Genomic DNA, 23,584 nt, shown 5'->3' with positions numbered 1-23,584 from the left:
ACCGGCGACCCGGAACTGCGGCGGTGACAGCGGCGGCCCCGCCGGTCAGCGGCGGTTGGCCCGGTTGGGCTTGGCCGCCATCCGCTCCGTGAGGAACTTCTCCCAGCGCTCGGTGATGAGCGGCAGGTCGTAGCGGCGCGCCGACTTCAACGCCTCGGCCGACATGGCGCGGCGCTCCTCGGGGTTCTCGACTAGGCGGAGCATGCCCTCAGCCAGAGCGGTGACGTCCTGGTGCGGCACGAGCAGTCCGTCGCGTTCGTGGGTGATGATCTCGCGGGGACCGTGCGGACAGTCGAAGCTGACCGCGGGCAGCCCCACCGAGAAACCTTCGATGATGGTCATACCGAACCCTTCGGCCCGCGAACTGACGGCCAAGATCGAGGCTTTGGCGAGTTCACCGGTGAGGTCTTTGGTACGGCCCATGACCATGGCCTGGTTGTGCAGGCCGAGTTCGGCGATCTTGGCTTTGAGCTTGCTCTCGTTGCCGCCGCCCCCGTAGATGCGTAGCCGCCAGTTCGGATGCGCCCTGGCCACGACCGCGAAGGCTTCCAGCAGCTTGGGGTACTGCTTGATCGGGGTCAGCCGGCCGGCCGCGGCGATGATGGGATTTTCCAGGGTGGAACGCGGATACTCCCCGGGAGGCAGCGCGTTGGGCATCGTGGTCAGCCAGCCGGACTGCACCGGCAGGAAGTCCTCGTAGGAGCGCAGATCGGCCTGGGTGAGGACGGTCATGCCGTCCAGCCGGGGGTAGAGCGCGGCGATACGGCTGCGGACGTCGGGCTTGTGGTTGTCGAGATGGACGTGTTCTTGGCCGATGGTCAGCAGCCGCTCCGGCGCCCATTTGGCGAGGAGCATGTTGATTCCGGGGCGGGTGCCCACGACGACGTCGGCGTCGCTGGCCCGCAGGTAGGTGCGCAACTCCCGCTCGGTACGGGCGCTGAAGGCGGCGTTGTCGTGCTGCTCGGAGGGCGCGACCGTCAAGGTCGGCCGCTTCTCCCGCCACCGCTGTAGCACCCCTTGACGTGGACGTTCGGTCCAGCCGGGGGTGGGACACAGCGCGTGCAGCCGTACACCTTGGGGCGGGGCGAAGAAGGGGCGCTCGCGGTGCTGGACGAGGCTGAGAATCTCGACCTCGTGGTCAGCGGCGAGCCCTCCCGCGATGTTGTACACGGTACGGATCGTGCCGCCCATGCCATAGGCGTTGGCGATGACGAGGACGATCTTCACCGCTTCCCCCCTTTCCCCCCGGCTACGGCCCGGGCCAGCAGCGACAGCCCGTCATAGACCGTGTAGTAGGGATTGACCCGCACGTGGCGTCCGGCCTCGGCGTCGAGGACGGCGCCGGGGAAGGAGACGCGCTCCTTCTTGCCGTTGACGTCATCGGCGTGCGAGGCCAGACGGAGTTCGACCCCGGCGTAGGCGACGCTCAACCACAGGTCCCACTCGTTGTGCTTGCGCTGGAAGTCATGGGCGTCGACCATCGGCCGCAGCGGAATCCGGCAGTGGAACGTGGAGTCGACGAACTCGGCATCGGCGGTGACCACGCCGGGGCGTTTCCGCTGTCGGGCCACGATGTGGGCTTCCTGACGCCCGGAGCGCTGGGGCAGGTAGGCCGGCACCCCAGACACAGTGACGTGGGTGTCGCCGACCTCGACCCACTCGATCTGGGCGTAGGGCCGTGCCTGGGCCGAGCGCAGCCGTAACTGGCCGGTTGCCCCCCGCTGAACGCGCAGTTCACGCTGGCGCGGCACCTCAATGTAGGCGGCGCGCTCGGCCAGACTGAAACAGGAGTCGGCGGTGGTCACAGGGCGAGCCTTGCCCTCAGTGTCGAGGAGCAGGACATCCCACACGCCGTCGGCCAACGGCAGTTCCGACAGATCGGCTCGAACATGGCCGCCTTCGCGCTGGACGCGGCGGACCCGAACGGTTTCGGTGTGATCGCCCCGTGAACGCAGCGCGAGCGCCGGCTCGGATTCCCCCACCAGCGCCGGCGGCGCTTCGCCAAACCTCAGATGCAGTGTGTCGTGAACGTCTACTCGGCTTATCTCGGCCTGCATTGTCCCCCCAGGAGCCCGGTGCGAGCGTGTAGCCGCCGATTACGCATGGCCACACAACTGCCCGGAACGTCTCGACTGAATCGGCCGTGAGCGGGACGGGCCTCGGGCTCTCGAAGGCGCGCGGAAGCGCTGGAGCGATCGCCGCGCGAGCCGCCCCAAACCTCCGTACGAGCGCAGCGTATGGCTTCGCAGGTAAAGTGTAATTAAGAATGTAGCCGAGCGTGATTGTTTCGTCGCTTAACCCACTGTGAGTGTCGAGCCGTCCCGCCCGAGACCAGCCGGCGAGCCGCCGTAAGTAGCCCCGCCGGGCAAGCGCGCGAGGGTCAAAAGCACGCGGCGGCGTGGCCGCGGTCCGCCGCACGCGGCGGCGCTCCCGGGCAAGGCCGCCCCACGGCGCGGCGCGAGTCCGGCGGGATGCTGCGCTCTACCCGGGGGTGTTTCTATGGGTTTGTCACGTCGGGGTGGGGTGTAGGTGGGGGCTGGTGTGTGTCCGGGGCGGGAGTGTTCTCCGTTCGTTCCTGCCTCGATCGCTGCGCGATCTCGGCAGCCTTAAAAGGGGCACTGCAAAAAGGGGCGCTGTGTCTCTGACACATCGCTGTTGTGCCGGGTGCTGCTGGTGTGGGGGATACGCCGGTGGGGCAGCGTCTCGGTGGGATGGTGGCTGAGGACGCGCCGGAAGACCTCGAGCCGCCCCGCTCCCGTCGGCCCCGTCACGGCGCTCGCCCCACCCCGTCGGCCCCCAGCCCCGTCGTGGCATCCGTTCCATCCCCGTCCGCCCGGTCACGGTGTTGGCCCCACCCCGTCGGCCCCCAGCCCCGTCGTGGCACCCGTTCCATCCCCGTCCGCCCGGTCACGGTGTTGGCCCCACCCCGTCGGCCCCCAGCCCCGTCGTGGCACCCGTTCCACCTCAGGCACAACCCGCCCCGGGCTGCTGAGATCGCGCAGCGATCGAGGCACGAGCGACGGGAAACCCCACATGCTCTCCGCAGACCAAAGCCCCACCCCACCGCTCCCTCATTACCTTTGAGGGAGGTCGGGCCAACGGTCGCGCCCCGCAGGCCCAGCAGGGGTCATGCCCCGTCGCGGGAACGCACGATGAGGTCGGCCAGCAATGCTATGGAGGCCACCATCAGACCGGTCAAAAACACCATGATCGTGTTGTTGCTGATGTAGAAGGGGTTGGCGAAGTCGGTGACGACGTCGTAGACCCCCTTGGCAAAACCGATCCCCAACAGCCACAACGCCAGCGGCATGAGCACCTTGAGGGGGTTGAAGTACATCACCATCCGCAGCACCTGCAACATGTAGCGGTAAGCGTCGCTGATGAAGTGGAACTTGGAGTTGCCCGCTCGTTTGGCGTAGTGGATCGGGATGTAGTGCACCGGATGCTGGTTGGACAGAAACGCCAGCGTGATCGTGGTGACGCAGGAGAAGCCGGGCGGCAGCAGCCGTAGATAGGGCAGCGAGACCTCACGGCGGAACGCGCGCATCCCGGAGTTGAGGTCAGGGATCTTGGTGTTGGTCAACCGCTCGGCCACTTTGCGGATGAACCATTTGGTGGGAATCCGAAGGAACCGGTGCGTGCCCGCCTCCGAGGTCCGCGCACCCACCACCTGCGCGATCTCGGGCTCGTTCGCCAGAAACGCGACGAACTCGGGGATGCGCTCATTGGGGTAGCTCATGTCGGCATCGGTCCAGACCACGATCTCGCCGCGCGCCCGTTGGCTGCCGATCCGGCGCACCGTCCCGGTGCCGCCGTTGTGCGGGAAGACGACGATCTCCATCGCCGGGAACTTGTGTTCAATATCGCGCAACCGAGCGAGCGTGCCATCGGTGGAGGCGTCGTCGATGGCGAGCAGTTCGTAGCTGTGGCCCGAAGCGTCCATCGCTGCACAGATACGTTCAATCTCGGCTGCGATGTGATCCTGCTCGTTGTAACACGGCAGGATGATGCTGACGTAGGGGGCTGCGTCACCGGATCGCGCCGTATCGTCGTGTTTTTGGGGCATGGGGGCTCACGGGGGCTCTGGACGTCGGGCTTGGCCGGCCCTTACCGAGCCGGGCAACGGCTCTAAGGATAGCGAGACCGACGAGCGTGAACGCGGCTTACCGGTCACGGCTGGGGAACGACGGCGACCCACACGTCGGTGTCGAAGATCCACGGTCCTTGGGGCGGCTTCATCAGGGTGCTCGGGTCTTTCTCCGTACGGACGTTGAAGGGGTGAGCGGGATCGACTCCAGCGGGCAGGTGGGGGGTGAGCTTCTCGGCTCGGTCGGCGACGAGTACGGCGCGGCGCCCCCGCTGGTGGATCTCACTGATCGCGCGGTCGAGCACCGGCGAGTCAGGCTGTTTGACGTGGGCGGTGGGCACACCACACATCCCGCGGATCACCTGCATGAACTTGGCTGACGTGGCGCCGTCGAGGATGAGCGCGCTGGCGTCTGGCGGCATCTCATCGCACAGTTGCTCGGTCGCGGCCACCGAACCAACATCCATGCGGTAGCTCATGACGCCGCTCGCGGTGAGCGCAGTGGGCACGAGCAGGATGAGCGCGGCCACCGACATCAGCGGGGCGGTGAACCACGTCGGCGAGGCCGTGGGCCCTGACCGCAGCCGCCGCGTGAACCACGCTAGGAACCACACCGCGAGCAAGATGAAGGCCGGAAGGACGAGTACGACGAGCCGGCGGCTGGCCCACGGGTGGTCGGGAGTGATGGCCGGCCGCGCCAGCGTCGTGGCAACGGTCCAGGTGAACACCAACAGCGGCAGCACCCACTCGGTGTCGCGGCGCAGCATGACCCGCCGCAGCAGCAACGCGACGCCGATGCTCGCGAACAGGACCGTGGCCAGCCCCAGATACCAGCCGACCCAGTAGAGAGTCATCTCCTCGTAGGTGCGGCTGGGGTCGATCGGCACCCCCTCGATCTCTTGTACCTGACCGATGTAGTAGGCGGTCAGCTCGTCGGCATGACCGTGCTGGACATAGATCAGCGGCCGAAGCGCGAAACCGGCCATAGCCACCACCGCCACCACGGCCACGGCCGTGGGCAGCCAACGCGAGCGGTCGACACGAGGGATACCGCGGCGCCACAGCACGGCCGTGGCCACGCCGACCGCCACCACGGCCACGGCGCTGATGAGCAGCAGCGGTTGCAGCGACCCCGACAGGTGCTCCATGTAGGGCTGGGAGAGCCAGAAGCCGGCGACGAAGCCGTAGCCGGCACCGAGCAGCAGCCCGGCCAGCATCGGCAGTGCCTGGCCACGGCGGGCGAGCAGCAACAGGCCAATGAAGGCCACGACGGGAAGGATGTCGCGCAGCGCGTCGATGCGCGCCACGAGCCCCAAGCCGAATGCGAGACCGGCAGCCAACGCGAGCAGGTGGGTGGTGTTCCACGACTGCCAGAGGGTGGGCTGGCGGCGGTCGGGGCGCCGCGCCAGCGCGTCGTAGGCCAGCAGCAAAGCGCCCAACAGCAGGATCTGGGCGGCGGGTTCGCTGTAGGTGGAGCGGCTGACCCACTGTTGGGGCAGGCACACGGCGAGCACGAGGGTGGCCAGTACCGCCCAGCGCGCGCCGAGGAGCCGCGCCGCCAGCCCGGCAAAGGTCAACACGCCCAGGGCGCCCAGGAGGGGGGCGGTGACGAGCATCCCCGGCACACCGTTGATCCAGTAGCCCACCGACAGGATCAAGGGGGCGCCGGAGAGGAACTGCGGCCAGATAACGTCGCCCACCTGGTAGAAGGCGGGGCTGTCGTAGGACAGGCCGGTCAGGTCGCCGGCGATGAGGTCGCGTTGCTGGGGGATCGGCAACGAGCCGTGCTGGGCGATCCAGGTGGTGAACTGGGAGTAGGAGGCGGCGTCGCGGCGGACGACGATCTGTTCGGAGTGGTAGGCGATCTCCACGAGGGCGAACGCCACCACGATGACCACGATCGCGATCAGCGGCCACCACGAGTCTTTGGCGTCGTCGCCACCGGGAGGGCGGGGCGCAGGTACCCAGCGCGGCAGGAAGGCGATGGCCGCGACGACGACGGGACCGGCCGTAATGAGCGCGACGATCGGGGTGAACTGGCCCGCCAGCAGGAGCGGGAACGTAACCAGCAGCCAAGCCGCGAGCGCGAGCACGGGGAGAGCGGTGACGCGGGCAAGCAGGTGTCCGGGGCTGAGGCGTATCAAAGAGACGAACCAGTTCTATGGTCTGCGAGCGGGTGAGGCACCGGTTCGCTACGGTGCCAAGGTCACCTTGCCACATGGCGTGCCGCCTGGGAGAGCCAACCCGATAAGCGGTGAGGGGCCTATGCGCGGGCTTCCGGACGGCACCTGGCCTACGATGTGCCCGGTTGGCCCACTGTTGGCCCCGAGGGCTTCGCGACCCGGCGCGGTGCTGGCCGAGCCCGTGGCCGGTGTCTGGAGCTGCCTAGTCCACCGAGTTATTGACGAGGAATGCTTTTCCGTGCCGACACAAACACCTTTCGAGCTATGGCGGGCAGCCGTGGCCATCGACGCGGCCCGACCCTTTGTCACCTCCTACGACGAGGCCACTGGCGGGCGGGTAGAGCTGTCCTATGCCACGTTCGACAACTGGGTGGCCAAGACCGCGAACTTCCTGCGCGACGGGGTCGGCGCCGAGCCTGGCGACCGTGTGGTGCTGGCGCTGCCGCTGCACTGGCAAAGCCTGGTGTGGCTCACCGCCTGCTGGGCGGTAGGGGCGACGGCGCTGCCCTGCGGGGAGCTGCCCGAGAGCGCTGAGGACTTCCCGGCGGGTGAGGTGATCGTGGCCATGGGGGATCGCACAGCGGCGGCGCTGGACGCGGGCGCGCGCGAGGTGGTCGTGACCGGGCTGCACCCCCTTGGGGCGCCATTGCCCGCCTGCGACCCGGCTGCGCTGGACTTCGGCGAGGAAGCCCGCGGCTATGGCGATGTGTTCGAGCCGCACTCCGGCGACGCGGCCGGCCCCGCCCTGGTGTGGGGCGGCGCAGCGGGCGAGGCGCGCTCCGGGGCGGATCTGGTGGCCACGGCGGGCAGGCGTGCCGAACAGTGGGATCTCACCACCACGGACCGGCTGGCGATCATCACCGACGGACAGGCAGCGCTGACGGTGTTGGGGGAAGCGCTCGACCTCTACCTGGCGACGGTCTATGCGGGAGCAGCTTTGGTGCTCACCTGCGATAGTGATTCGGCTAACCTACAGTCACGGCTTGAGATGGAGCACGTCTCGGCGGTTGCCGGCTCCAGTGCCGAGTTCTCCTCACTTGCAGGCTCGATCAGGCCGCTGACCTGAACCCCACCATTATTGGCTGGTGATGACCGGACAACGCTCCTCCCGTAGGTCGGCCCCACGCTCGCCCATGCGGCGGCTCAGCGCCGGTGGCTGGGTGGCGGTCATCACCACGGTGCTGGTGATCGCCTCCAGCCTGACCGCCTACGGCGCCTACCACGACATCTACGGCAACATCGACCAGGAAACCATCGACACTGACGCCTTCGGCGACCGCCCCAGCCGGGTCGAAGGCGCGCTCAACATCATGCTGGTCGGTTCCGATGTGCGCAGCGGCGCCAACGCCGAATACGGCGGGGACGACATCGAGGGAGAGCGCCCCGACACCCTCGTCATCGCCCACATCTCCCCCCGCACCGAGGGCGCCACCCTGGTGAACCTGCCCCGCGACTCCCTCGTCGACCTGCCCTCGTGTGAGGCCACCGACGACAAGCCCGGCGTGCGCGCCCACACCGGGATGATCGGGGAGGCGATGAGCAGCGGCGGGGTGCAGTGCCTGTGGAAAACGGTGGAACAGCTCACGGGAGTGCATATCGACCACTTCGTCAGTGTCGACTTCACCGGTTTCAAGGGGATGATCAACGCCCTGGGCGGTGTGGAGATGTGCATTCCCGAGCCCATCTCCGACCCCAAAGCCCACCTAGAGCTCGATGCGGGCCAACAGGTCCTCGACGGGGAGCAGTCCCTGGGCTACGTGCGCTCCCGCTACGGCCAGGGCGACCGCAGCGACCTGAGCCGGATCAAACGCCAGCAGGACTTCATGGGCGCCATGCTGCGCAAGGCCACCAGCAGCGAAATCCTGGCCAGCCCGGCCAACCTGCACGACTTCCTCGGCTCGGTCACCGACTCCATCACCACCGACGACGAGCTGACCGTGAACACCATGGCCGACATCGCCATCACGATGCGCGAGACCAAGATGAGCGATATCCGCTTCATCACCGTGCCCAACGGCCTGCACCCAGCGAATCCCGCTCGCGTCGCTTGGACCGAGCCCGACGCCTCCCAACTCTTCGCCGCCATCGCCGCCGACAAGGACCTCTCCGGCTCCGACGACGAGGACGGGGAACCCGACGGCGACAGCTCCGAGGACGACACGGCCACCGTCGAGCCGGCCACCGTCTCCGTCGAGGTGATCAACGGCACGGGGATCGCCGGCCTGGCGGGCGAGACCGCCGATGGGCTGAGCGCGCGGGGTTTCCAGGTCGTCGGTGCGGCCAACCCGCAGGGAACGGTGCCAGAACAGACCACGGTCTACTACGGCACCGGCCACCAAAACCACGCCCAAACCCTGGCCGACGAACTAGCCACCGCCACCACCGCAGAAGACCCCACCCTGGGCAGCACCGTCAAACTCGTCATCAGCAACGACTGGAACGGACTCAACCAGGCCGGGGAAGTCCCCGAGTCCGTCGCGGAGGAGAGCAAGACCGCCGAGAAACAGACCAACGCCTGCTCGTAACCGGCACGGCCGGCGGCCACCGCGGCGGGGCTCCCCTCCTTTCCCAGCGGTGCTCCGGCCCGCGCATTCGCCGCCGGCTCGCAAGCCGGTAACCCGGTTTGTGCCTTCCGAAAACAGCAATCAGAGGCTGACATAATTCATGTTTTGGACTATGGTCGTTCTCTGGCTTGATTTTTCACCGTCTGGCATTGGCCGCCGACGGGTATTCGTGGCCTCCCCGCTCGTGTGCCTTTCGTCAGGCCATCGACACGTGCCCCCTGACCCCCTTGGTTCGTGATGCCTGGACAACGTTCCTCCCGTTCTTCCAGAAAACCCCGGAAGACCAGTCGGCGGCTCAGCATCGGTGGCTGGGTGGCGGTCATCACCACGGTGCTGGTGATCGCCTCCAGCCTGACCGCCTACGGCGCCTACCACGACATCTACGGCAACATCAACCAGGAAACCATCGACACCGACGCCATGGGTGAGCGCCCCGAGAAGATCGAGGGCGTGATCAACATCCTGATGACCGGTTCCGATGTGCGCAGCGGCGCCAACGCCGAATACGGCGGGGACGACATCGAGGGAGAGCGCCCCGACACGATCATCATCGCCCACATCTCCCCCGATCACGGGGCGACCCTGGTGAACCTGCCCCGCGACTCCCTCCTGCAACTGCCGGCCTGCTCGCCTATCGACGACAAGGAGGGCTACGCCGCCCACCAAGGCGTCATCAACTCCACGGTGGCCTTCGGCGGGATGCAGTGCCTGTGGAAAACCGTCGAGGAGCTGACGGGAATCCGCCTCGACCACTTCGTCAGTGTTGACTTCACCGGGTTTATCGAGGTGGTGGAGGCCCTAGGGGGCGTGGAGATGTGCATTCCCGAGCCCATCTCCGACCCCAAAGCCCACCTAGAGCTCGATGCGGGCCAACAGGTCCTCGACGGGGAGCAGTCCCTGGGCTACGTGCGCTCCCGCTACGGCCAGGGCGACGGCAGCGACCTGAGCCGGATCAAACGCCAGCAGGACTTCATGGGCGCCATGCTGCGCAAGGCCACCAGCAGCGAAATCCTGGCCAGCCCGGCCAACCTGCACGACTTCCTCGGCTCGGTCACCGACTCCATCACCACCGACGACGAGTTGACCTTGGAGCGGATGGTGGACATCGCCATCACGATGCGCGAGACCAAGATGAGCGATATCCGCTTCATCACCGTGCCCAACGGCCTGCACCCCGACAACGAGAACCGGGTTGCTTGGAGCGAGCCCGACGCCTCCCAACTCTTCGCCGCCATCGCCGCCGACAAGGACCTCTCCAGCTCCGACGACGAGGACGGGGAAAGCGACGACAGCGGAAACGACGACTCCGGCGACAGCTCCGAGGACGACACGGCCACCGTCGAGCCGGCCGTCGTCTCCGTCGAGGTGATCAACGGGGAGGGCACCCCTGGCCTGGCCAGTGACGTGGGCAGCCAACTCACCGAGCGGGGTTTCCAGGTCGTCGGTGCGGCCAACCCGCAGGGAACGGTGCCAGAACAGACCACGGTCTACTACGGCACCGGCCACCAAAACCACGCCCAAACCCTGGCCGACGAACTAGCCACCGCCACAACCGCAGAAGACCCCACCCTGGGCAGCACCGTCAAACTCGTCATCAGCAACGACTGGAACGGACTCAGCGAGAGCGAGGAGGCGGTTTTGCCCGACTCGACCGAAAGCAAGACCGCCGAGAAACAGACCAACGCCTGCTCGTAACCGGCACGGCCGGCGGCGGCTCCCCGTGCCCGACACACACGGCCCGGGCCGGCGCCGGCCCTCCGGGGCAGGCCCGAGTCAACGGGTAGCGGTCCCCGTCTGCTCCGGTGCTCCCCCCTCAGGCACCGTCGCGTTGACGATCAACTCGGTCCACAGTGACCGGACGCGGCGCAGATCGTAGCTGGCCCTGATCTCTTCTTGGGCGACTCGCCGAGCGGAGTCGAACCGACCTTCGCTGACGATGGCGTGGATGGCGGCGGCCATCTCGGCGGGAGTGTCGTGGAGCCAGTGGGGAGCGTAGATCGCCTCGGCCCCCGGCCAGGACAACACCACGGGGACGCCGCCGGAGGCCGCACCCTCGGCGGGGGCGCGGTGGAAGCTTTCATCGTCACTGGTCGACAAGACGAACCCCACGCGGCGCAGCCACACCGCGGTGTCGGGACCGAACGGATCGAACACCACGCTGTCGGTCAACGTCTGCGAACGCTGGATACGGCGGTAGGTGCGCTCGTAATAGGCGCGTTCCTCAGGCCGGTTCCACACCCACCAGTGTTCCCACGGCTGCTTGGATTTGATCGCGAGCGTGTAGCGCTGGTCGTGTCGACGCAACTCCTCCAGGACGTCCAGTGCCCGATCGACACGCTTACGTGAGGGCGTGATGCCGAGCATGCCCAGCGTGTGGGAGGCTCCTGCCAGTTTGGGCCGGTCAAGCTGGTCAACGTCGACCCAGTTGGGCACTACGACAACCTTGCTCGCGGGCCACTCGGCGCGCTCGCGGGTGAGCTCGGCATAGCGAGGGCTGGCGCAGATGATCGCGTCGACCTGTTCGATGTCGAGCTTGCGCGGCCACTCCGCGTAGAGCTCGAAACGGTGCAGCCGCACGAGGAGGCGCTGCCCCCGCCGCTTGTAGCGAGCGTAGAACAGGGCGTTGGGCCCGCACCATTCGCAGATCACCACATCGGCCCAGGAGGCCAGCTCTCGGCTGCGGTACTGGTCGTGGGAGTGCAACGACTCCCACTCGTCCAGCCGCACCTCCACTCCCGGCAGCGCCGACAGGTGCTCGATGATCCCGGCGAAGAACGTGAAGTCGTGTCCGGCGATGGCGACCTTCAGGGGGCGCTGCGCACTCGTGCCCACAGGAGCGGGCGGGAACGCCAGGCCCAGGTATCCGCGCAGCCGCTCGGCCGCGCGCTCCAGGGTGAACGCCTCGGCCGCCTGTGCGCAGCGCTGCGCGGCCCACGTGTAGACCCGCGGGTCGGTGGCCAAAGTGAGCGCGTCGACCACGGATTCGGTGTCGTCCCCGGCGAACAGGGGGTAGTCGGCGCCCAGGAGCTCTTCGTGCATGGGCGTGTGGTTGAGGACCACCGGCAGCCCCAAAGCGCCGAACTCGGGCACGGTCACCGGTAGTTCCAGGCCGGCGGCCAACTCGGGGGAGCGCCACGCCAGCCCCACGTGGCAGTCGGACGCCAGGCGCAGCGCTGCCGCGCGCGACTGCCCGCCGTGCCAGGTGACCCCCGGCGTTTCCTGGAGCGCCTTGGTGACGCGCCGGTCCCAGTCGGGGGATTCGCGCTGCATCCGGTCGCCGATGACGTGCAGCTCGGCCGGGATGGAGCGCTCGGACAGCGCCTCCGGTAGCTCGGTCAGCTCCAGCGTGTTCCAGCGCGGCGCGAACCTGCCGGCGTACACGAGCCGCAGGGGCCGCCCCGGCGCCCCGGGGGCGGCAACCCCCGCCGGAACAGCGGTGACCGGCGGGAACAGGACGCTCTTGCCGCAAGCCGCCGGCACGTTGGACTCCAGGAAGTCGCGCATATGGCCCGTGGGGCACAGCAGGAACCGCGAGGCCACGGCGATGTCGGTCAACTCCGATACAGCCGTGGACACCAGATCGGTGACGCGCTGCGGGATGTCGGCGAGGTAGGTCCACAGCCGTCCCTCCAATTGGGACTCGTGGGCCGCCAGCACGGAAAGCCGCCGCCCCCGCACGACCACGAGATCGAAGGCGGAGTCGGCGTCGAGACGGGTCAGGAGGGTAACCGCCTGTTCGGGGGTGAGGCCGCGCGGCCCCACGTCGGCGAGCAACTGCTCCTCGTAAGGACGCCGCAGGGTCACCCCCGGGGTCTCCAGGAAGGGCTCAAGCATCCGGTCTGTGGTGACCGGCGCTTTCAACACCAGGGTGACCTCACAGCCCGCTGCGGCCAGCGCCCGCGTCATCGACTGGGCCCACACCGCCGCCCCGTCGACGAGGTTGAGATCGACGTCACCATAGACGAGCGCTCGGAGAGTCACATGGTTCCCTTCGTCCCAGGAGTGTCCTGGGGGCGGTCGTGGGACGCACCGCTCTCGGCCCCCCGTAGGGGCGCCAACGCGAGCAGCCGGGCGCCGTGGCGATTCCACTGCCCGTGGTGCAGGCCGCGGCACAGGAGTTCACGGCGCGTCAGGTGGGGCTGGATGGCGCTGACGAAAACGTAGTCGGGCTCTGAGCCGGCTCCGGCGCCGCCCAGCGCGGGTCCTACGGCATCGGCTCCGGAACACTCGGCCGCACAAAGGGCGTCAGCGAGAAAGTTCGGCCCGTGGGGGCCATGCCACAGCGCCGTCCAAGGCGTGGTGGCCTGCGCCGCCATGCGTGCCCAGTCGTCGGGGGCGGGATCGAGAGCCACTCCCTCGACCGTGCGCACCAAGGCGCCGTGGGAACGGAGCCGCTCGACGCCGGTAAAGCGCACCGAGGCGCGCGGAACCACGACTTCGGCCGGCAGGTGCGACTGGTTGAGGACATCGTCGGCGAAGGCCAGCGAGTCGATGTCGTCACGCGGGAACGCCAAGACGGCGACCGCGCGCCCCCTGAGCGGCAGCAGGGAATCGCCGGCGCCCGAGGCGAGGGAAACCTGACCCAACAACTCGGCCAACCGTACCGGTGTGGCATCGCGCAAAAACAGCGAACGGAGGACGGCGCGCACCTCGGTGGGGGCGAGCGTGCCGGCGGCACGGACCCGGGCCAGCGCGCTCTCAGCGCCGGGGCCACCGCTGCCGGCCGAAACAGTGCGGACAGGACGGTCAGCGCGATCGGAGTCGCCGGTGTTGCCGAGAAGCAGCGGGCGGGCGCCGCACGCCAGAGCCCGGTCGGCGATGGCCGGAGTGTCGGCGACGACACAGGCGCGGGCGCGCAGCGTGTCGGGCAGCGCCCACCAATCCGGCTCGGTGCGTTCCAGCCCCGCAGCGATCAGGGTTGCGTTCAGCGCGACGACCGGGCCACGAGCGGGCGAAGGGCCCGCCACCAGGACAGGGGCGGCGCTACGCTCGGTCGGCGCGGCCACGGGGTTGAAGCGGTGGAGGGGAACCCCGAGGTCACCGTTGTGTACGTGATCGAAACCGAGGTCTGCGAGAGCGGGCGGGGCGGGCGCGTCAGCGACGAGGACCGACGGAATCGAGCGCGCAGCCGCGGCGGCGAGGAGCCAGCTCAGCGCCCGCGTGCGGTCGGCGACGGCGGGGTCGCCGACGTGGCTCCACACCGTCCCCGGCGCAGCCGCCGACGCCGACACCAGCACTACGTCGGCGTCGATGGTGTCGAAGGTGACTTGGGTGTCATGAGGCCGCAGCGCGACAACGTGGGCGTAGGGTTCGAGGGCCGCTCGGGCGTGCGCCGAAAGCACCCCGGCGACGACCAGACGCCCGTCGCGGGAACCGGCCGTGCCGGCTAACAGGCGCGCTTCGGGGCGTTCGGTGTCGAAGGAACGCACGGGCGCGGCGCCGGCCGTCGCCGAGCGGGACTCGCCGGCGCCGCGCCACAGCCGGAACAGGTCGCGTGGCAGCCGCACGATCCCGCGCCCCGGTCGTTTTGCCGCCGACGTCAGGGCGCGCCCCACCTGGAGCGACGTCGACCCTTCCAGGGCGGCGAGCCGGGCTTGGGCCTCTTGGAGTTGGGCCTCGCGGTCGGCGAGTGCGCGGCGAAGCTGTTCAGTCTGGCTCTGTTCACGCCGTTTCACCATGGACCTCCGAGGGTGCCCGGCCGGTGGCTCGGGGAGGGAATCGCAACTCTTGGGTAGCCGAACACGGGCCGTGGGGCAAGGCGTGTCCCCACAATGGCGTCGGGCCACTCGGTGAACCGCGACGGTCGAGGGACACCGATGGTTCCCCACCATCTCCGTTGTACCGCCCTCGTCGGAAGGTTCCGACGAGTGGTGGGGCGTGCGGGGTCGAGGGCGCTGCCTATCGCCGTCCCCTACCACCCTTTACCGCCGCGGTCCGCTTCCGCCCGCCTCGCGGCCGACACCGGACAGCCCGGCGTGCGGCTGCTGCGCCGCCCTCCCCGATCGGGTAGGGCGGAGAGGGGGCACACGGGACCCTCGGGGCTTTGTTGATCCAGGGGTAACCAATGAGTTAATTCCCACTCATCTCCGTGAAGTGCTCCCAGGGCAAAGAACCAGAACGTCTTAACGTCAGAAGAAGATCACATGAATAGCAGCATGGCGGCTCCGGCAGGCGCACCCGCGCATGCGGTCCCGCTGTACCAACGCATCGCCGCTCCTATCTGTCGAACCGCGGTTCGGCGTGCGGTGAGCCGCTACGTGTCCGAAGCAGGCCATCGCCTGAGGGACGAGCCACAACCGGATTAACCTCAGACGTCTAGTGAGCGGGATCGCTGTCCTCAACTCCCGCACCGAACTCCATCGAAGGGGACACCTGTGGACGTCGCTACTTCCACATCCAATCTGGTCGTCATCGGTCTGGGCTATGTCGGCCTGCCGCTGGCGTTCGAGGCATCCCGCAGCGGACTCGCGGTCACCGGCCTCGACACCAGCCAGGACGTTGTGAAAAGCCTGACCGCTGGGGAGTCGCACATCGACGATCTCTCCAATGACGACATCGCCACCATGCTGGAGGCGGGTTTTCACGCGACCACAGACCCGAGCGTGCTGGCTAGTGCGCGAACTATCGTCATCTGCGTACCGACTCCGCTGTCCGACGAAGGCGGCCCGGATCTGGGCGCCGTCACGGCAGCCGCCTCGTCGATCGCCGGGCGCCTGGGCGAGGGAACGCTGGTGATCCTGGAATCGACGACCTACCCCGGAACCACCGAAGAGGTGGTGGGGCCGCTGTTGGAACAATCGGGGCTGAGCGCTGGGGTGGACTTCCACCTAGCCTTCTCCCCCGAGCGGATCGACCCTGGCAACCCTGCCTTCGGGGTGGCCAATACCCCCAAAGTGGTGGGAGGTCTCACGAGCCGCTGCGGTGAACTCGCCATGGAGTTCTACAGCAGATTCGTCGACACCGTGGTGCTGGCGCAGGGCACTCGTGAGGCGGAGATGGCCAAGCTCCTGGAGAACACCTACCGGCACGTCAACATCGCCCTTGTCAACGAGATGGCGGTGTTCTGCCAGGAGTTGGGGATCGACCTGTGGGACGCCATCGCCTGCGCCGCCACCAAGCCCTTCGGGTACCAGCCCTTCTACCCGGGTCCCGGCGTGGGCGGACACTGTATCCCCATCGACCCGAATTACCTGTCCTACAAGGTCAAAACCCTGGGCTACCCGTTCCGATTCGTTGAACTGGCCCACGAGATCAACGCACGTATGCCCACCTACGTGCTGCAACGCTCCCAGGATCTCCTCAACGACGCGGGGCTGGCGCTGTCGCGGGCCAAAGTGCTGCTGCTGGGCGTCACCTACAAGCGCGGCATCGCCGATCAACGGGAGTCGCCGGCTTTGCCGGTGGCGCGCAAGCTCGCCGCCAAGGGGGCTTCGCTGTTCTACCACGACCCCTACGTCGAGGAGTGGGCACCCACCGGCGAGCCTGTGCCACGCGCTCTCGATTTGGAGACGGCGTTGGCTGAGGCCGACCTGACGGTGCTGCTGACTGATCACGAAGAGTACACACCCGAAGTGCTGACCAAGCGCGCGCGCCTGTTGCTCGACACCCGCGGCGTACTGCGGCGGCTGCCCCTTGCGGCGGGCGATGAGCACCGGACCACCAGCCCGATCACCCGTGAGGGCGTCGAGGTTCTCTAGGCCACGAATTCCGAGTTCAGGGCCGGCGCAAAGAGGGATGGGCGCGGCCGGTCGGGAGGTGACCCGGGGGCATGTCGGCTCCCGGGTCCGTGGCGTGAGGCGGGCGAGGGCGGCGCCCGAACACGGATTCATCCGCGCCCCACTCTGGCGTAACCCAGCTTTTCACCTGCTGTTTCCCGTGATGACTTAGAGTCACGGTCAGACTGAAGCACCATCTCTGCGGGGGACTTCGTACGGCCAGGAAAGTCAGGTGACGGCTGCTATGCACGTACTCGTGGCCACAGTGGCTCATCATCCCGAGGACGCGCGCATTCTGCACCGCCAGATTCGGGCACTGCTCGACGCTGGGCACAGCGTCACCTACATCGCGCCGTTTCGTGAACACCGGGTGGTGCCCTGGCTGGAACTGCGGGCCGTGGACGTGCCGCGCGCGGGAAGACGCACGTGGCTGAAGTCGCTGCGAGCCGCCCGGGAGGCCATTGCCCAGCACGCCTCGTCCGCCGACATCGTGCTGTTCCACGACCCCGAGTTGCTGCTGTCGCTGCCCCGCAGGCGACCGGCCGCCGTATGGGATGTCCATGAGGACACCGCGGCCTTGCTGGCCACGTCGCGGGCCAACCCCACGCTGCGGCGCACCCTGGCGGCGCTGGTGCGCCGGTTCGAGCGCTACGCGGAGCGACGGGTTCACCTGCTTTTGGCAGAGGAGAGCTACCGCGACCGGTTTCACGAGCCGCACCCGGTCACCCCCAACACCACCACCGTTCCCGAGCGGCCCGCCCGCTCCCCCCGCCCTGACCGCGTCGTACACCTGGGCCGAATCTCCAGCTCCCGCGGCGCCGAGGAACTCGTCGCACTGGGCAGGCTGCTGCGTTCCCACGGCATCACGATGGATGCGATCGGCCCGGCGGATCGTCCGAGTCGCTCGCTGCTGCGCGAGGCCCAGCGGGAGGAGGCGCTGCGCTGGTACGGGTTCATCCCCAACGACCAGGCACTGCGCATGATCAGCGGCGCGCTGGCCGGGGTTTCCCTGTTGCGGGACACGCCCCGGAACCGCCGTTGTTTCCCCACCACGGTCGTGGAATACATGGCGCACGGCGTCCCCGTGGTCACCTCCCCCGCCCCCGCCGCTGCGGCGCTGACGACCGAGCAGCCCCAGGGCCAGTGCGGGATCGTGGTGCCCTACAACGACGTCGAGGCAGCCGCGGACGCGGTCCTGCGGCTCCAGGCCGACACCTGGCTACGCGACCGGTTCGCCTTGGTCGGCCATGGGATCGCGCGTGCCCGGTTCCACTGGCCGACTCAGGCCGAGGTGTTCGTTCGCCAGATCGAGGAGTGGGCCGGAGCGGGACCGCTGCACCGCGGCATTCGCTCCAGCACGCCGCCGCGGATGCCACCGGAGCAGCCCACCGCACCGCGCCCCTCGGCGCTGTCCGGGGCGGCGACGACCGCCATGCCCGGCCTGCCCGGACGGTAGGGGCTCCCTACGACTGGGCCGCGCAGCGGCGGCTCAGATGATCGGTGGCCGCCCGCTCCTGGTCATACGCCACGCTGTGGACCACGTGATCGGCGCACGCGGGCCAGGGTCGTGGCGCCACCCTTCGCAGAAACCGGCGAACCAGCAACGCAGCCGCCCCGGAGACCGTTCCCGCAGCACGGTGAGCACAATCCACGTGGCGAGGTAGCACGCTGCGAGCAGCCATGGCAGGTTGCGGCGCGCCAGCCAGACGCGGTTGCGGGCGTTGAGGCGGTAGAAGTCCTCATGGCGGCTGGGCGGCAGTGCCGGATGGTACATGACCGCCTCGGCGTCGTAGCGGATGTGGTATCCGGCGTTAAGGACGCGCCAGGCGAGGTCGGTCTCCTCATGGGCGTAGAAGAACGAGCCGGGCAGCCCGCCGCCCTGCTCGAAGGCGGTGCGGCGGATCGCGCACGCCCCGCCGAGGAAGGTGGTGACCGGGCTGGAGCGCTGGGGGTCGCTGGCACGTAGCCGTGGCACGTGGCGGCGCTGATCGGGTCCGCCGTCGGGATCGGCGACCCGGAAGGAGACGATCCCTAGTGTGGGGTCGGCGGCGAAGGCGTCGTGGACGTGGCGCGCCAGATCGCGCGAGCGATACCAGCCGTCGTCGTCGAGGAAGAAGACGATGTCGCCGGAGCAGAGTTTGACGCCGTGGTTGCGCCCCTCCGGGATTCCAAGGTTCTCCGGGAGCTTTGTCGTGACCACGCCCTCGGGCAGCGGGGGCAGGTCGGCCCCGTTACTGACGACGACCACCTCGACGTCGACGCCTTCCTGCTCCAGCACGCTGTTGACGGCGCGCCGCAGCTCGGCTGGACGGTTGCCCATGGTCAGTACGAGGCAGGAGACCTTCATCTGTGCGCTCTCAGCCCCCTGGAACTGCGCGCTCCACTCCCCCGCCTCGGGACTGACCCCGTCAAGGCGCCCACTCAGGTCGGTGGGGCGCCCGGAAGCCGATGTCGAACCGGCCACGGGGGCCGCTTGCGAGGAAGGTGGACCACTCATGGGCTTCGTTCATCCAAAGTGACTAAAAGGTGTACAGATAATAAACACTACCGGAACTACCGAACAAGTGAATTGAAACACACCTCAAAGTCCAAGTGAAGCACAGAAGACCGAGTCTGTCCTCGACGACGCGCGGGCCGCAAGAGGAGCGGCCCGCGCCGGTCACTGGAGGCGGCGCGAAGCCAGCACACTGACCAGATGCAACACCGTCTGCACGACGGCGACCGCCACACAGACCACGGTGAGGACCTGAGTGGCCAGCAGATCACCGCGGACAGCGTCGATAACGGCGGCGGCGAGCGCGAGCAGCGACAACTCCACGGCGTGGATGACGCGGTGGAACCGCAGGGCGGCCGCCAACCGGCGCGCCAGGCTCAAGCCGGCCGAGCGCGGCCGGAGGGCTTCCTCGGCCACGTGCTCGTCCAGCCCCGCCTTAGCCCGGGCCACTACGACGTTGTCGGTCTCGGCTTTGATCAACGCCGCCCCCAGCGCTGCGACGAGCCCGGCCACCACCCACTCCCCAGCCTGAAACTCGCCTTGGGCCCGCACGCCCAAGCCGATCAGCAAGGCGACCTCGGACAGGTAGTGGCCGATACGGTCCAGGTAGATGCCGGCGACGCTGGTGCGGCCGGTGAAACGGGCGACCTCTCCGTCAGAGCAGTCCAGCAGCAAGTAGAGCTGCACCAGCAGCGCGGCGACGATAGCTGACCACAAGCCGCCCAACGCCAGCGTGACGCCGGCGAGCACCCCGCAGGCCATCATCAGATACGTGATGGGGTTGGGGGGAACCCCCGCGCGGACGAAGGCGGTGCTGACATAGGGGGAGATGTCGCGCATGTAGAGACGGCCCGCCCAGTGCTCTTCGTTGCGACGCTCTCGGACGCCTTCGGGCTGGCCGCCGGCACGGACCTCAGCGATCGACGGTTTGTACATACTCCCTGACATTCCGCCGGATCTCGTCGTCCGGCAGGTCGAGGTGTTCCAGGATGGTGTAGCGCCCGGGGCGCGTAGCGGGGGCCAGGCTGATGGCGCGCGCGAAGCACTCCTCGCTGAGACCGACATCGCCCGGGAGGACAGGAAGGTCGTGGCGGCGCAGACAGGAGCGGATGTCGGCCATCCGGGGGGTGTCGTGGCCAAGGTGGCGCGCCCGCAGGAAATAGGAGTAGAGCGCGCCGATACCGGCCAGTTCTCCGTGGTTGCTGGTGCCTGGGTAAAGCTGGTCGATGGCGTGCAACACCTCATGGCAGGCGCCGCTGGCCGGGCGAGACGATCCCGCCACCGACATCGCCATGCCCGACAGCACCAACGCCTCGGCCAACGCAGTCAGGAAGTCTTGGGACTCCACCGAGTCGGGCCGGTGCAGCACGGCTTCGGCGGCGACCCGCGCGAAGGTGACGGCCATGCCGTCGACCGGCTCTCCCTGCTCGGTACCGGCGAGTTGCCAGTCCTCAATAGCCGAGAGGTTACTGACGACATCGCCGATACCGGAGCGGACGAGCCGTTGGGGGGCCGCCTGTACGTAGTCGACGTCAACGACGACCGCGATGGGCATGGGAACGCCGTAGGAGCCCTTACCGCTCTCGTGCTCCAGCGAACTCACGGGCGAGGCGATCCCGTCGTGGGAGAGGTTGGTGGCCACCGCGACCATGGGAATGCCCGCCATCGAGGCCGCGAACTTGGTGACGTCGATGGTCTTGCCGCCGCCGATGCCGGCCACGGCCTCGTAGGCACCCGAACGCAGCTTGCGCCCCAGTTCGGAGGCCTCGTCGACACTGCCTCCCGTGACTTGGAAGACCTCACAGTTGGGCAGGTTCAGGTCGGCGGCGATCTGTGGCCCCTGCCCCGGCCCGACCGCGACCGCGATACGCCCCTCGTTGGCGATGCGGCGGTCGGCGAGCACCCGCCCCAGGTCGGTGATCGCACCCCGCCGAACGTCGATCGCCAACGGCGAGGTGACCATTCGGGCTAGTAGCGGCATGCGATCTCCCTGGCTCGGTGCAGATCATCGTGGTCGTCTACCTCGACCCAGTCGACTTTTCCGATCGGGGCCACGCCGACCTTTCCGCCACGGTCAACCAACTCCTGGTAACCGTCCTCGTAGTACAACTGGGGATCGCGCTCCCAGGTGGCCCGCAGGGCGTCGGCGAGGCGGCCAGCCAGACTCGCCTCGATGAGGGTCGCGCCGATGTACTCGCCGGCGGCATCGACGGGGTCCATGAGCTTGGTGATGCGGCGGAGATAGCCGGCCTCGTCCAGCGTCACCTTCATCTCTTCTTCAGCGAGAGTTTTCCAATTGTCCACCGCGAGGAGAAGTTCCGCCCCCTGTGCCGCAAGTAGGGTGTTTTCCACGTTGACCGGGTGAACCGTGTCGCCATTCACAAGGAGGACACCCTCGGCAAAGTACTCACGAGCGGTCCACAGCGAATAAGCGTTGTTCCATTCCTCAGCTCTATCGTTGTAGACCAGCCTCAGCCGTACACCGTGGCGCCGCTCCAGGGCTTCCTTGCGCTCTTCGACCGCCTCGGCGCAGTACCCCACGACGACGACGATGTCGGTGAGTCCGGCTTCGGCGAGGTTGCGGAGCGAGATGTCCATGATGGTGGTGTCACCGTCAACCGGCACCAGTGCTTTGGGGAGCGTGTCGGTGTAGGGACGCAACCGACGACCCGCTCCAGCGGCGAGAACCATACCGAGCATGTAGGCGCCTTCCTTCTTATCCTTCGGAGGCGGCCATGCCTCCATGTTCGTTTTGCGGCGCGTTCGCGACGGTCGTGACGGGGGTCGCGAGCCAGCTTGTCGTGGCCTCCCATACGAGCAGCACCGCCAGGTACCCCGCGAGCAGACCATAGGCGAACGGTAGCCACCCCACCGCCCCGCCCGCGGCGATGAGAAGCATACGCCCGTCCCAGCCGAGCATGGCTCCCATGATCCATCCGCTGGGGCGCGCACCGTAGCGTTCTCGACGTGCGGCGTCACAATGGTGCAGGACAACCGCCGTCAAGAGTACGAACACCAACGGCCCCGGTACGCCCGCTCCGTGCCCTAGCGCCAGGAGATAGAGGTACTCCATAGCGCGCAACAGCGGTATGACGATCCAGTCGAGTTGCCCGTCATGGGGGTGCCGGGTAGCGACGCCCGACAGCAGCAGCGCCGCTACCGGTGCGAACAGGGTAACGCCCGCGAGGTGCTCCAACCCCGTGAGTATCAAAACCCCCGTCACCAAACTCCCGGCCAGGGCCGGCAGCAGCGGCGGGACCGTACCCGCTACCAGGCGCCCCAAGGCGTCGCTGAGGTGACCATCGTCGCGCAAAAAGCGACGGTCGGGACCTGCGGCACCTGAGCGGGGCTTCGAGTCTGCTGATGACATGAGCTACCGGTCGACGTCGGGCGTCGGGCGCCCCACCGACCGCACGATCACGGCAAGGGCACAACCGACTATCAGTATGAGAAAGGCGGCGCGAGCATCCCACACCACAGGAGTGACAGCGAGCACCGCAAAACGTGTGGGCTGAGAGAACCAGGCAACGGTGGCGACGCGCGGGCCGCGCCGCGGCCGGCGGGGCCACTGGCGGCGGCCGTTCGCACTGGTGTGGGCCGGCTGGTTGCGGGGGGCGCCGAGGAGTTCGTCGGTCAGCGACAGGTCGGCGTGCTCCGGCACGGTCGAGCGGCTCGGGTCGACCGCGTCGATCGGCGACAAGGGACGCGCGGAGCGGCCCCCCGCCGTCGCCGGCAGCGGCTCCGCCGGTTGCTGGGCACCACCGCTCGCCGGGGCGGGCTCGGCCCGGCGAGCGGTGCTTACTGAGGTCCGCAGCGCATGGGCGAGGATCGCGCCGGTGGCCCACCCCCACACGTCGCCGCCGACGGTGGCGAGCCCACCGACTGCGACTCCGGCATAGACGATGTACTCTCGCAGCCCGCGGGCGAGCGGACCGAACCACAGGGCGAGCGCGTCGTCGTGTCCCTCGGGCAATTCGGCGGCGAAGGCGTCGGCCAGGAGCACCGCGGCCAGCACGACGGCTCCGATAGCCGTATGGAGGGGGCCGCCGCCGGTGAACCACACCGCCGCGAGTACCGCCAGCAAAAGCGTGATCTCGTGGACGCGCGTGGGGGTCAGTGCGCTTCGGGCCGCCCACTGTGCCAGCGGCTCGGTGACCGGCCGCAGCAGGTGGCCGGCGAGCGAGCCGGTATTCGTCACGGCCTTATCCTCCCCGCACCTTCCCGAGCGCTCCGTGGCTACCGTCCCCGAGGGGAGTGGGGGTTGGCAAGCGCGCCGCGCGGCACGGCGGGGAATCGGGAGCCGCTGCCGGTGAGGGCTCGCCTACGACGGGGGCAGGCACGAACCGATCTAAGTTCTGTTTTTCAAACGGCTGGGGTGCGGGACCGTGGGGGCGTTCTTCGTTCGCTCGTGCCTCGATCGCTGCGCGATCCCGCCAGCCTGCGGGGGTGCTCACCCGTTCGTGCCCACCGCCTGTCCTCGCCCTGGATGGAATAACGCAGGCTCCGGGCCACCAGCCAAGGGGGTCACCCGCTTGTGCCCA

The 23,584-nt window shown here is 68.3% G+C and carries 17 protein-coding genes; 5 read left to right on the top strand and 12 right to left on the bottom strand.

What is annotated here, in order from left to right; translation table 11 throughout:
- Positions 1-45: 45 nt before the first annotated feature.
- The 4 genes from ABD848_RS16070 to ABD848_RS16055 all read right to left on the bottom strand — a co-directional run bounded on the left by ABD848_RS16070 (position 46) and on the right by ABD848_RS16055 (position 6,228).
- The gene (locus tag ABD848_RS16070; protein ID WP_344972687.1) at positions 46-1,227 is read right to left on the bottom strand and encodes a glycosyltransferase family 4 protein; all 1,182 of its coding nucleotides are present in this window, start codon (positions 1,225-1,227) and stop codon (positions 46-48) included.
- Positions 1,224-2,057: a hypothetical protein gene (locus tag ABD848_RS16065; RefSeq protein WP_344972685.1), complete on the bottom strand. Its 834-nt coding sequence runs from the start codon at positions 2,055-2,057 to the stop codon at positions 1,224-1,226. Before ABD848_RS16065 ends, ABD848_RS16070 begins: the two co-directional genes overlap by 4 nt.
- A 1,070-nt stretch (positions 2,058-3,127) precedes the next feature.
- Entirely contained in the window at positions 3,128-4,066 is a 939-nt protein-coding gene (locus ABD848_RS16060; RefSeq protein WP_344972683.1) for a glycosyltransferase family 2 protein, read from the bottom strand.
- 104 nt (positions 4,067-4,170) lie between these two features.
- Positions 4,171-6,228 carry a hypothetical protein gene (locus ABD848_RS16055; RefSeq protein WP_344972777.1) on the bottom strand — a complete coding sequence of 686 codons (2,058 nt, stop codon included), beginning with the start codon at positions 6,226-6,228 and terminating at the stop codon, positions 4,171-4,173.
- Between the two features lie 280 nt (positions 6,229-6,508).
- On the opposite strand from ABD848_RS16055, the gene ABD848_RS16050 reads away from it, so the two are divergent.
- The 3 genes from ABD848_RS16050 (at position 6,509) to ABD848_RS16040 (ending at position 10,529) form a co-directional block, all read left to right on the top strand.
- Positions 6,509-7,336 (top strand): TIGR03089 family protein, encoded by an 828-nt coding sequence (locus ABD848_RS16050; protein WP_344972681.1) that lies wholly within the window; start codon positions 6,509-6,511, stop codon positions 7,334-7,336.
- 22 nt (positions 7,337-7,358) lie between these two features.
- Entirely contained in the window at positions 7,359-8,795 is a 1,437-nt protein-coding gene (locus ABD848_RS16045; protein ID WP_344972775.1) for an LCP family protein, read from the top strand.
- A gap of 351 nt (positions 8,796-9,146) precedes the next feature.
- Positions 9,147-10,529, top strand: a complete 1,383-nt coding sequence (locus ABD848_RS16040) for an LCP family protein (RefSeq protein ID WP_344972679.1) — start codon at positions 9,147-9,149, stop codon at positions 10,527-10,529.
- 78 nt (positions 10,530-10,607) lie between these two features.
- On the opposite strand, the gene ABD848_RS16035 is transcribed toward ABD848_RS16040, so the two are convergent.
- The gene (locus ABD848_RS16035) at positions 10,608-12,740 is read right to left on the bottom strand and encodes a glycosyltransferase (protein WP_344972771.1); all 2,133 of its coding nucleotides are present in this window, start codon (positions 12,738-12,740) and stop codon (positions 10,608-10,610) included.
- A 71-nt stretch (positions 12,741-12,811) separates the two neighbouring features.
- Positions 12,812-14,509 carry a hypothetical protein gene (locus tag ABD848_RS16030; RefSeq protein ID WP_425567563.1) on the bottom strand — a complete coding sequence of 566 codons (1,698 nt, stop codon included), beginning with the start codon at positions 14,507-14,509 and terminating at the stop codon, positions 12,812-12,814.
- Between the two features lie 699 nt (positions 14,510-15,208).
- Here ABD848_RS16030 and ABD848_RS16025 point away from each other — a divergent pair.
- Positions 15,209-16,531, top strand: a complete 1,323-nt coding sequence (locus ABD848_RS16025; RefSeq protein WP_344972675.1) for a nucleotide sugar dehydrogenase — start codon at positions 15,209-15,211, stop codon at positions 16,529-16,531.
- A gap of 262 nt (positions 16,532-16,793) precedes the next feature.
- Positions 16,794-18,005 (top strand): glycosyltransferase family 4 protein, encoded by a 1,212-nt coding sequence (locus ABD848_RS16020; RefSeq protein WP_344972769.1) that lies wholly within the window; start codon positions 16,794-16,796, stop codon positions 18,003-18,005.
- Positions 18,006-18,038: 33 nt separating this feature from the next.
- On the opposite strand, the gene ABD848_RS16015 is transcribed toward ABD848_RS16020, so the two are convergent.
- The 6 genes from ABD848_RS16015 to ABD848_RS15990 form a co-directional block, all read right to left on the bottom strand.
- On the bottom strand, positions 18,039-18,896 hold the full coding sequence (locus ABD848_RS16015; RefSeq protein ID WP_344972767.1) for a glycosyltransferase family 2 protein: 858 nt from the start codon (positions 18,894-18,896) through the stop codon (positions 18,039-18,041).
- Positions 18,897-19,208: 312 nt separating this feature from the next.
- Positions 19,209-19,979, bottom strand: a complete 771-nt coding sequence (locus ABD848_RS16010) for a CDP-alcohol phosphatidyltransferase family protein (RefSeq protein WP_344972673.1) — start codon at positions 19,977-19,979, stop codon at positions 19,209-19,211.
- Entirely contained in the window at positions 19,957-21,006 is a 1,050-nt protein-coding gene (locus ABD848_RS16005; protein ID WP_344972765.1) for an iron-containing alcohol dehydrogenase family protein, read from the bottom strand. The genes ABD848_RS16010 and ABD848_RS16005 overlap by 23 nt, the downstream gene beginning before the upstream one ends.
- A 5-nt stretch (positions 21,007-21,011) precedes the next feature.
- A complete protein-coding gene (locus ABD848_RS16000; protein ID WP_344972671.1) occupies positions 21,012-21,743 on the bottom strand; it encodes a phosphocholine cytidylyltransferase family protein in 732 nt (243 codons plus the stop codon).
- A gap of 16 nt (positions 21,744-21,759) precedes the next feature.
- The gene (locus ABD848_RS15995) at positions 21,760-22,413 is read right to left on the bottom strand and encodes a DUF5941 domain-containing protein (RefSeq protein ID WP_344972669.1); all 654 of its coding nucleotides are present in this window, start codon (positions 22,411-22,413) and stop codon (positions 21,760-21,762) included.
- A 3-nt stretch (positions 22,414-22,416) separates the two neighbouring features.
- Positions 22,417-23,241 (bottom strand): hypothetical protein, encoded by an 825-nt coding sequence (locus ABD848_RS15990; RefSeq protein ID WP_344972667.1) that lies wholly within the window; start codon positions 23,239-23,241, stop codon positions 22,417-22,419.
- Positions 23,242-23,584: the final 343 nt, after the last annotated feature.

The sequence above is a fragment of the Salinactinospora qingdaonensis genome, from assembly GCF_039539445.1.
Taxonomy (GTDB): Bacteria; Actinomycetota; Actinomycetes; order Streptosporangiales; family Streptosporangiaceae; genus Salinactinospora; species Salinactinospora qingdaonensis.
The sequence above is the reverse complement of the archived record's forward strand: the minus strand, read 5'-3'. Positions and strand labels throughout refer to the sequence as shown.

Excerpts from the sequence above, each read along its gene's own strand:
- ABD848_RS16065 (WP_344972685.1), bottom strand. The coding sequence starts at position 2,057 with ATGCAGGCCGAGATAAGCCGAGTAGACGTTCACGACACACTGCATCTG.
- ABD848_RS16060 (WP_344972683.1), bottom strand. The coding sequence starts at position 4,066 with ATGCCCCAAAAACACGACGATACGGCGCGATCCGGTGACGCAGCCCCC.
- ABD848_RS16045 (WP_344972775.1), top strand. The coding sequence starts at position 7,359 with ATGACCGGACAACGCTCCTCCCGTAGGTCGGCCCCACGCTCGCCCATG.
- ABD848_RS16035 (WP_344972771.1), bottom strand. The coding sequence starts at position 12,740 with ATGACGCGGGCGCTGGCCGCAGCGGGCTGTGAGGTCACCCTGGTGTTG.
- ABD848_RS16020 (WP_344972769.1), top strand. The coding sequence starts at position 16,794 with ATGCACGTACTCGTGGCCACAGTGGCTCATCATCCCGAGGACGCGCGC.
- ABD848_RS16015 (WP_344972767.1), bottom strand. The coding sequence starts at position 18,896 with ATGAAGGTCTCCTGCCTCGTACTGACCATGGGCAACCGTCCAGCCGAG.
- ABD848_RS16010 (WP_344972673.1), bottom strand. The coding sequence starts at position 19,979 with ATGTACAAACCGTCGATCGCTGAGGTCCGTGCCGGCGGCCAGCCCGAA.
- ABD848_RS16005 (WP_344972765.1), bottom strand. The coding sequence starts at position 21,006 with ATGGTCACCTCGCCGTTGGCGATCGACGTTCGGCGGGGTGCGATCACC.
- ABD848_RS16000 (WP_344972671.1), bottom strand. The coding sequence starts at position 21,743 with ATGCTCGGTATGGTTCTCGCCGCTGGAGCGGGTCGTCGGTTGCGTCCC.
- ABD848_RS15995 (WP_344972669.1), bottom strand. The coding sequence starts at position 22,413 with ATGTCATCAGCAGACTCGAAGCCCCGCTCAGGTGCCGCAGGTCCCGAC.